Origin of the sequence: Bradyrhizobium sp. (genome assembly GCF_027451485.1) — a bacterium.
Lineage (GTDB): Bacteria > Pseudomonadota > Alphaproteobacteria > Rhizobiales > Xanthobacteraceae > Bradyrhizobium.
On sequence record NZ_DAIDJE010000075.1, the window covers coordinates 1 to 7890 of the forward strand.

The window sequence follows — 7890 nt, forward strand, 5'->3', positions numbered from 1 at the left end:
ATGCCGCCGTTGTTCGGGTTGATGGCGACGCCGGCGTTTTCCAGCCCGAGATTGGCGACGTTCGGATGTCGCCCGATCGCAAACATCACCTTGTCGGAGGCGATGCTCGATCCGTTCGACAGATGCGAGGTGAATTCGTGGGCGTGCTTGTCGACCTTCGCCACCGTGCAGCCGGTGAGGATGGTGATGCCTTCCTTCTCCATCTCGCTGCGGACATGGGCGCGCACGTCCTCGTCGAAACCGCGCAGGATGTTGTCGCCGCGATAGACCACGGTCACGTCGGAGCCGAGGCCGGCGAAGATGCAGGCGAATTCGAGGGCGATGTAGCCGCCGCCCTGTATCAGGATGCGCCGCGGCAGCTGCGGCAGGTGAAACACCTCGTTGGAGGAAATCACGTGCTCGATGCCGGGAATCGCCGGGCCGTGGTTCGGCGCGCCGCCGGTTGCGATCAGCACGTAATTGGCGCGCACCCGCTCGCCGGTCGAAAGCCGTAAGGTGTGGGCGTCCTCCAGCACCGCGCGGGCCTTGAGCACCCTGGCGCCGGATTTCTCCACGTTGCTGGTGTAGGCCGCCTCGAGGCGGGCGATTTCCTTGTCCTTGTTGGCAATCAGGGTCGCCCAGTCGAAGCTCGGCGCCGGAACAGTCCAGCCGAAGCCGGCGGCGTCCTCGAACTCCTGATGGAAATGCGAGGCATAGACCATCAGTTTCTTCGGCACGCAGCCGCGGATCACGCAGGTGCCGCCCATCCGGTACTCTTCGGCGACCATCACCCGCGCGCCGTAGCCGGCTGCGATGCGGGCCGCGCGGACGCCGCCCGACCCTCCGCCGATGACAAACAGATCGGTATCGAATTCGGCCATGGTGGTCCCGTGGGTTCAGATGGCCGGGTCAAGCCCGGCCATGACGAATGCAAGTCGCCGCCGCACGCGGGGAGAAGAAAGCTGAAGCAAGCCGTGCGACCGAGCTCTTGCGTCCTCAGCTCAGCGGCTTGCCGCGCTTTTGCATCTGGGTGCGAAACTCGGCGACGACCTGGTCGCCAAAGCTCTGCGCCCACTGGTTCATGTACTGCATGCTGGCCTGAATCGACTTCGGCTCGGTCGTCAGGAGTTTCTGGCCAAGCGGCGATTTGTAGAACACGGTCAGCTCCTTCAACTCCTGCTCGTTGAAGTCGTTGGCGTAGATCTTCGCCATCTGCTCGCCGATCTCTTTCTCCTTGCCTGCCGACTGCTTGGCGATGACGGTGGCAATCTCGTTGAGGTCCTTCTGGTAGTTCAGGTTGCTGCTCAGAAGCTGGGCCTTGACCCGCTCAATGATGCTGGCCACCGCATTGGCATAGATCTGGCTGACATTTTTCACCGCCAGCAGGTCGCGCGCCGCCTGCATCGCGGAAGGCGACACCGGCTTGAGCTGCTGCGCCGGCGCGGCGGCCTGCTGCGCAGTCGCCGGCAGGGCCGAAAACGCCACGCCCAGCCCCATGCCGGCGGCGAGCAAAATTCCCCATGAAGCCTTCATTTTATTCTCCTCAGTCGCGATATCTTATCGCGGTTCAACGACACGAATTCCTTGCGGGCCGGCCAGCATTGCCAGGCTGGCGATACCGATGAACAGCCCGTGCTCTGCAACGCCCGCGATGCAGCTGAGCGATTGCGCCAGACGCGGGGCGTCCGGAATGCGCCCCAGATGAGCATCGACGATCCAGTGGCCGCTATCGGTGACAAAAGCGTGACCGTCCTTGCCTTTTCTCAGCACCAGTTGGCCGGATGCGCCACAATCGGCGAGCGCCTTTTCGATCGCCCGCCGCGTCGCCCCCAACCCGAACGGAACGACCTCGATCGGCAGCGGGAAGCGGCCGAGCGTCTCGACCCATTTTGAATCGTCGGCAATCACGATCATGCGGTCGGAAGCCGCCGCGACGATCTTTTCGCGCAGCAGCGCGCCGCCGCCGCCCTTGATGAGATTGAGCGCGGGATCGACCTCGTCGGCGCCATCGACGGTAAGATCGAGCCGGTCGACCTCGTCCAGCGTCGTCAGGCGAATGCCGCAGCGAAGCGCGTCCGCCCGCGTCGCCTCGGAGGTCGGCACGCCGACCACCTCGAGGCCCCCGCGCACCCGCTCGCCGAGCAGCTCGACGAAGTGCTTGGCGGTCGAGCCGGTGCCGAGGCCGAGCTTCATGCCACCTTCCACGAAATCAAGCGCGCGCGCTGCCGCCTGGCGTTTCAGTGCATCCAAGTTCACAAGAGTGGCTCTACCGGCAGGTCCTGATCTTCGGGCCGGAACATGGGCCGGCCCGGCCGGGGTTTATCTAGCGTTGTTTTGCCGGGAGGAACAGCGCCTGAGGTCCGATTCCGGCAGTCTCGCATCACTTTGTGGGCGCGAAACCGGGCCGAAACCGAGGTGTTCCGGCCGGAAATGCTTGCAGCTTGCAAGATCGGGCCCCACCCGTTAGCCGTTTCCCCATGACCTCTCCCCGTACCGTTGTCTTTGATCTCGATGGCACCCTGGTCGACACCGCGCCCGACCTGATCGGCGCGCTCAACGTCGTACTGGCGGCCGAGGGCCTGCCGCCGGTGCCGCTGCATGAGGCACGCAACATGATCGGGGGTGGCGTACGGAAACTCCTCGAGCGCGGCCTCGAGGCGGAGGGCCGTGAGGTCAGTCTCGCCGAGCTGACGCGGATGACGGACGACTTCATCGGCTATTATGCCGAACATATTGCCGATGACTCGCGGCCGTTCGACGGGCTCGAAGCCGCACTGGACGAGCTGGCGGCGAGCGGTCACCGCCTTGCGGTTTGCACCAACAAGCTGGAATGGCTGTCCAGGCGCCTTCTGGAGCGGCTGAATTTGAGTCCGCGCTTTGCCGCAATTTGCGGCGCCGATACTTTCGGCGTTTCCAAGCCGGATCCCGCGATCCTGCGCCAGACCGTGGAGCGCGCCGGCGGCGAGTTATCGGCCACGATCATGGTCGGAGATGCCGGCCCGGATGTCGGCGTCGCCCGGCGCGCCGGCGTGCCGGTCATCGGCGTCTCCTTTGGCTATACCGAGGTTCCCATCGCCGATCTCAAGCCGGATCGGCTGATCCATCACTACAGTGAGTTGACAGCGGCGATCGCAGGGTTCTCGCAACAGGCCCGCATAGCCACATAAGCTATTATATTAACACACATTTTGTTTACCGGCCGCGCTATTAACCATCAATTAACCATGCCGGTTGCGCCGCCCTCCCCGGCCCCCTATGGTCCCCTCGGGGATTGTGGCAGTTGGCCGCACCGGTGGGACGACCGGTTTCCTCGCGGCATCTCCGCGGGGCTTCGCGCGACAGACATGCCCACGCAAATTCAGATGGGATCAAGGCTCCGGCTTCACCCAACCGGATCCTGACCTCAATTAACAGGTCGATCATGCGTCGTGCTTTCGCGATGGCCGTTGCCGCAATCAGTCTGGCCGGCTGTTCATCGTTTTCAACGGATTATTTCAAATCAACGCCGCCGACGGTTCAGGTTCAGCTTGAATCGACGCCGCCCGGCGCCGATGCAAAAACCTCGATCGGACCGGGCTGCAAAACCCCGTGCTCGGTCAGCGTGACGCCGCCCGAGACCGGCTTTACCGTCAGCTACGCACTGCCCGGCATGCAGCCGGCAAGCGTGCCGGTACGGGTCACCCGCGAATCCGGCGGCATGTTTTCCTCCGACACGTTCAAGGTGGCGCCCAATCCGGTGTTTGCGGAGCTCCAGCCGACCGCCCCGCCGCCGAGGGCGCATAAGCCGCATCCGAGGCCCAGGAAACCCGCCGCTGCAGCGGCCGGTGCTGCACCTGCTGCAGCGTCCGGTGCTGCACCGGCAGCCGCGGCTACCGATCCAGCCTTCCCCAACCCGGCCCCGGCGCCGAAGCGCTGATCGTCGCAGCTGCACAAGGCGCGGCTTCGCGGATTGTGCTGATGGTCCAAGGTGCATACATTGGGTGCAGCTCCTCTTGCGAGCGGCCGTATCCCGTCGCAACTGCGTGTGGCTTGTCAGCCCAAAGGCACTTGATGACTGTAGCTGTGTCCCCGTTTCCCGCATCGCTGTCGCGATCGATGACCGATCCGTTCGGCCGGACGATCACGTATTTGCGCGTGTCGGTGACCGATCGCTGCGACCTGCGCTGCTTTTATTGCATGTCGGAAGACATGACATTCCTGCCGAAGGCCGACCTCTTGACGCTCGAGGAACTCGACCGGCTCTGCTCGGCCTTTATCGCCAAGGGCGTGAAGAAACTCCGCCTGACCGGCGGCGAGCCACTGGTCCGCCGCAACGTGATGTCGCTGGTGCGTTCGCTGTCGCGCCATCTCGCCTCCGGCGCGCTCAACGAACTCACCCTCACTACCAACGGCTCGCAGCTGGCGCGTTTCGCCGCTGAGCTCGCCGATTGCGGCGTTCGCCGCATCAACGTGTCGCTCGATACGCTGGATGCGGACAAGTTCCGCGCCATCACCCGCTGGGGCGATCTCGACAAGGTTCTGGCCGGCATCGAGGCTGCACGCGCCGCCGGGCTTGCCGTCAAGATCAATGCGGTTGCGCTGAAGGGCATGAACGAGGACGAGATCCCCTCGCTGATGCAATGGGCGCACGGCAAGGGCATGGGCCTCACCCTGATCGAGGTCATGCCGATGGGCGAGATCGGCAGCGGCCGCATCGACCAGTATGTGCCGCTCTCGCTGGTGCGCGCGCGCCTCAGCCAGCGCTACACGCTGACCGACCTCGATGAGACCACCGGTGGGCCGGCTCGCTATGTCAAAGTCGGGGAAACCGGCGGCAAGCTCGGCTTCATCACGCCGATGACGCATAATTTCTGCGAGTCCTGCAACCGCGTTCGGATCACCTGCACCGGGACCATCCACACCTGCCTCGGCCAGGAAGATGCCTCCGACCTGCGCAAGCCGCTGCGCGCCTCGCCCGATGACGAACTGCTGGCCGCCACGATCGACCGCGCGATCGGCCTGAAACCGAAGGGCCACGACTTCATCATCGACCGCCGCCACAACCGGCCGAGCGTCAGCCGCCACATGAGCGTGACCGGCGGTTAGCGAGCCGGTCTGACCCGTAAAAGGACGGAGAATTCTCCTTCGCCGCGAATTGATCCGCGGCCTGCAACCGCTTGATTCTTCGTCCATTTGCCCATTTTTCGATTGACGTCGTCGCGACGCGCTGAAATGGTGCGGCCCAATTCTTCTGTCCGTTTCGGCCGGATGGGCCGGCGCGCCGGTGGTTAGATTCTAACATTTGCATTGCCAGAGCTCTTTGAAGTTTCGCATCTGAGGTCGCCGCAACAGCTTGCGAATTTCGAAATCTGAGCTCTGGTGCGCAGCCAAGCCGGCGAGCAAGCAAAACGCAGTTGGGGGACCGCCTTGCAATCGCTCCTGAAATTGAGCCGTGGCATCGATGCCTTCACGCGGAGGATCGGAAAGAGCCTCGCGTGGCTGATCCTGGTCGCGGTGATCGTCTCCGCCGTCAACGCGATCATACGCAAGGTTTTCGATACGTCTTCGAATGCCTGGCTCGAACTGCAATGGGTGCTGTTCAGCATCGTCTTTCTGTTGTGCTCGCCCTGGACGCTGCTCGACAACGAACACATCCGCATCGATATCGTGAACAACCTGCTGCCCAAGCGCGTGCGCGATATCATCGATCTGATCGGCCACGCTTTCTTCCTGTTGCCGCTGACCGTCATCATGATCTACACGGGCGCTCCCTTCTTCATGCGCTCATTTGAGATCGGCGAACAGTCCGGCAACGCCGGCGGCCTGCCGCAATGGCCGGCCAAGTCGCTGATCACGATCGGGTTCGCGCTTCTGTTCGTTCAGGGCATATCCGAACTGATCAAACGTATCGCGGTGATGCGCGGCCTGATCCCGGATCCGCACGCCGCCCAGGTGCATGCGCTCGAAGCCGAAGTCGAGCATCTCGTCGAAGCCATCGAAAAACGCTGATCGTCGGCGCGGTCGCGGGGGATTTTGGATGACTGCCTTTATCGTTTCGAATTTGGCGCCGATCATGTTCGCCTCGCTGGTGATCGTGCTGCTGCTCGGCTATCCGGCGGCGTTCTCGCTCGGCGCGGTGGGCCTGATCTACGCGCTGGTCGGCATCGGACTTGGCGAGTTCCGCCCCGATTTTCTGCAGGCGCTGCCCGAGCGCGTCTACGGCGTGATGAACAACGACACGCTGCTCGCTATCCCGTTTTTCACCTTCATGGGACTGGTGCTCGAACGATCCGGCATGGCCGAAGATCTGCTCGACACGATCGGCCAGCTGTTCGGCACCATCAGGGGTGGCTTGGCTTATGCCGTCGTGTTCGTCGGCGCCCTGCTCGCCGCGACTACCGGCGTGGTGGCAGCCTCCGTCATCTCGATGGGCCTGATCTCGCTGCCGATCATGCTGCGTTACGGCTACGACCGGCGGATGGCGACCGGCATCATTGCGGCCTCCGGCACGCTCGCCCAGATCATTCCGCCCTCGCTGGTGCTGATCGTGATGGCCGACCAGCTCGGCAGGTCGGTCGGCGACATGTACGAAGGCGCCTTCATTCCGGGACTCGTGCTTGCCGGCCTCTACGCCGGATATGCCTTCATCGTCTCGATCTTCTTCCCGAAGGCGGCGCCCGGACTTCCGAAGGAGGCGATTGGCTTCCGCGAGAAGGACGGCAGCCGCGGACTGCCTTCGCTGGGCGTGCTCTTTGTCGCCAGTTGCGTGTTCGGCTGGTTCATGATGCGACACTCCGAAACGCATGGGGCCGACTTCGTCGTTCTGAGCATGTTCAACGGCATCCTGTTCGCGTTCTTCGTGGCGGTGCTGAACTGGATCATCGCCAGGGTGACCGGCTTCCGTTTCCTGTCCGAGATGGCGCAGCAGACGACCTTCGTCATGGTGCCGCCGCTGTTCCTGATCTTCCTGGTGCTCGGCACGATCTTCATCGGCGTTGCGACGCCGACCGAGGGCGGCGCGATGGGCGCTGCCGGTGCGCTCATCCTCGGCGCCCTCAAGCGGCGGCTGAACTGGGACTTGATCCGGCAGGCCACCGAATCGACGGCGAAGCTTTCCGCCTTCGTGGTCTTCATTCTGGTCGGCGCGCGCGTGTTCTCGCTCACCTTCTATGGCGTGAACGGCCACGTCTGGGTCGAAAATCTCCTGACTTCGCTGCCCGGCGGCCAGATCGGTTTCCTGATTTTCGTCAACGTGTTTGTCTTCGTGCTGGCGTTCTTCCTCGACTTCTTCGAACTCGCCTTCATCGTCATTCCCCTGCTCGGCCCCGCGGCCGAACACCTGGGTATCGACCTGATCTGGTTCGGCGTGATCCTTGGCGTCAACATGCAGACTTCGTTCATGCACCCGCCATTCGGATTCGCCCTGTTCTACCTGCGCTCGGTCGCCCCCAAGGAACGTTACACCGACCGGGTCACCGGCAAGCGCATGGAGCCGGTCACGACCGGACAGATCTACTGGGGCGCGATACCCTTCGTCGTCATCCAGGTCATCATGGTGCTGCTGGTGATCCTGTTCCCGTCAATGGTGATGCACTACAAGGGCAGCCTGTCGACGATCGATCCGAATTCGATCAAGATCGAAGTGCCGCAGATGGATCTTCCGCCGCTCGACTTCGGGCCGCCGAAAAACTGATATTTCTCATCCGCCGGCGAACGGTTTCAAATGCGCTGGTGGAGAATTTCTGCAACAGAAAGCCCCGGAGCCTGCGCACCGGGGCTCTCTTTTTCGTTAGTCGTCCGTGAAGAATGCGGAGTGGCCTAAAAAATAGGTAGAATTGGGCTTGATATAGTATTCGATTTTGCAGGAAAGCGGGGTGTTGGAGTTCGCTTTCTTGCGTTTTGGGATTTTGCTTTTGGGCGATTCGTGATTCC

Annotated in this window: 8 protein-coding genes; 5 read left to right on the forward strand and 3 right to left on the reverse strand. The window is 62.9% G+C overall.

The genetic code is table 11. The annotated features are described in order from the left end of the window. From NEZ08_RS10245 to rpiA, 3 genes are all read right to left on the reverse strand, one after another. On the reverse strand, positions 1-860 hold an 860-nt coding region (locus NEZ08_RS10245; RefSeq protein WP_298106503.1), incomplete at its 3' end, for an FAD-dependent oxidoreductase. Positions 861-975: 115 nt separating this feature from the next. Then, entirely contained in the window at positions 976-1512 is a 537-nt protein-coding gene (locus tag NEZ08_RS10250; RefSeq protein ID WP_298106504.1) for a DUF2059 domain-containing protein, read from the reverse strand. 24 nt (positions 1513-1536) lie between these two features. Beyond that, positions 1537-2235: a ribose-5-phosphate isomerase RpiA gene (rpiA, locus tag NEZ08_RS10255; RefSeq protein ID WP_298106505.1), complete on the reverse strand. Its 699-nt coding sequence runs from the start codon at positions 2233-2235 to the stop codon at positions 1537-1539. A gap of 221 nt (positions 2236-2456) precedes the next feature. On the opposite strand from rpiA, the gene gph reads away from it, so the two are divergent. From gph to NEZ08_RS10280, 5 genes are all read left to right on the forward strand, one after another. Beyond that, on the forward strand, positions 2457-3146 hold the full coding sequence (gene gph, locus NEZ08_RS10260) for a phosphoglycolate phosphatase (protein ID WP_298106506.1): 690 nt from the start codon (positions 2457-2459) through the stop codon (positions 3144-3146). Positions 3147-3400: 254 nt separating this feature from the next. After that, positions 3401-3895: a hypothetical protein gene (locus tag NEZ08_RS10265; protein ID WP_298106507.1), complete on the forward strand. Its 495-nt coding sequence runs from the start codon at positions 3401-3403 to the stop codon at positions 3893-3895. A 134-nt stretch (positions 3896-4029) separates the two neighbouring features. Continuing rightward, on the forward strand, positions 4030-5064 hold the full coding sequence (gene moaA / locus NEZ08_RS10270; RefSeq protein ID WP_298106509.1) for a GTP 3',8-cyclase MoaA: 1035 nt from the start codon (positions 4030-4032) through the stop codon (positions 5062-5064). Positions 5065-5385: 321 nt separating this feature from the next. Further along, positions 5386-5967 (forward strand): TRAP transporter small permease subunit, encoded by a 582-nt coding sequence (locus NEZ08_RS10275; RefSeq protein WP_298106510.1) that lies wholly within the window; start codon positions 5386-5388, stop codon positions 5965-5967. Positions 5968-5995: 28 nt separating this feature from the next. After that, on the forward strand, positions 5996-7651 hold the full coding sequence (locus NEZ08_RS10280) for a TRAP transporter large permease subunit (protein WP_298106511.1): 1656 nt from the start codon (positions 5996-5998) through the stop codon (positions 7649-7651). Positions 7652-7890: the final 239 nt, after the last annotated feature.

Coding starts and splice junctions, on each gene's coding strand:
- NEZ08_RS10250 (WP_298106504.1), bottom strand. CDS start 1,512: ATGAAGGCTTCATGGGGAATTTTGCTCGCCGCCGGCATGGGGCTGGGC.
- NEZ08_RS10265 (WP_298106507.1), top strand. CDS start 3,401: ATGCGTCGTGCTTTCGCGATGGCCGTTGCCGCAATCAGTCTGGCCGGC.
- gph (WP_298106506.1), top strand. CDS start 2,457: ATGACCTCTCCCCGTACCGTTGTCTTTGATCTCGATGGCACCCTGGTC.
- NEZ08_RS10280 (WP_298106511.1), top strand. CDS start 5,996: ATGACTGCCTTTATCGTTTCGAATTTGGCGCCGATCATGTTCGCCTCG.
- moaA (WP_298106509.1), top strand. CDS start 4,030: ATGACTGTAGCTGTGTCCCCGTTTCCCGCATCGCTGTCGCGATCGATG.